Origin of the sequence: Enterococcus termitis (assembly GCF_001730305.1) — a bacterium.
GTDB lineage: Bacteria > Bacillota > Bacilli > Lactobacillales > Enterococcaceae > Enterococcus_L > Enterococcus_L termitis.
On sequence record NZ_MIJY01000042.1, the window covers coordinates 1 to 934 of the forward strand.

Below are 934 nucleotides of genomic sequence, written 5' to 3' on the forward strand. Positions count from 1 at the left end.
AAAAGTTGTACATGAAAAATACAACTTTGGGAGGTCATTTTTTTGAACTTTTATGAAGCAGATTTTAAATTGAACATAGTAAAGGAATACCTTGAAGGCCCTTTGGGCGGACGTGCCTTGGCAAATAAATATGATCTTTCGTCCAATGCCTTGGTTTACAATTGGACACATTCTTACCAATTATTTGGAAACGACGGTCTCAAAAACCGACGTTCCCCCAAAAAATATACTAGTGAATTTAAGCGGGATGTATTACACTTTATAGAAACGACAGGCGCTTCTTTTGGAGAAGCAGCTAGAAAATTTAAACTTCCCACTGGCTCAATGATTTCTCGTTGGCAAAGAAGTTCGCTTTCTTCTAAGGAACAAGGCCTGCCAATTCGAAAAGGACGGTCTAAAAGAGAAATGATTAAGCCAACAAAAAAACAGAAAAAATCAAAAAAGCTTTCTCGTGAAAAGGAATTAGAACGTGAAGTTGAACTTTTGAGAATCGAGAATGAGTATCTAAAAAAGCTACAAACTTTCCAACAGACTATTATGGCGAAGCGAAACGGCGAATCCAAGTCAGAATAGCCCTTGAGCTGATTGGAAAGTATCGTCAAGACCTTGTCTTACAGGCCATTAAATTGCCACGGTCTACCTTTAATTATTGGAAAAAACAGCTACTCAATGAAGAAAAAATGCTCCCTATTGAAGCGTGTATCAAAGCGATCTTCGAAGAGAATCAGGGCAATTATGGCTACCGCCGTATCAAGCTAGCCCTAGCTGCCAAGGGCTATCAAGTAAATCATAAGAAGGTTCAACGAATTATGAAAAAACATCACTTGGTGTGTACAAGTTTTACCCGCCGATCAAGAAGTTACCGTTCTTATAAAGGACGAGTAGGAAGCGTAGCTAAAAATAGAGTGAATCGCCGATTCTTCAGCTCTCTTCC

The 934-nt window shown here is 39.0% G+C and carries 2 protein-coding genes; both read left to right on the top strand.

The annotated features are described in order from the left end of the window. The first annotated feature begins 42 nt into the window (after positions 1-42). Positions 43-573 (top strand): helix-turn-helix domain-containing protein, encoded by a 531-nt coding sequence (locus tag BCR25_RS14120; protein WP_069664240.1) that lies wholly within the window; start codon positions 43-45, stop codon positions 571-573. Positions 574-680: 107 nt separating this feature from the next. After that, positions 681-934: IS3 family transposase (locus tag BCR25_RS19970; RefSeq protein WP_139124597.1), on the top strand; the 254-nt coding region annotated here is incomplete at its 3' end.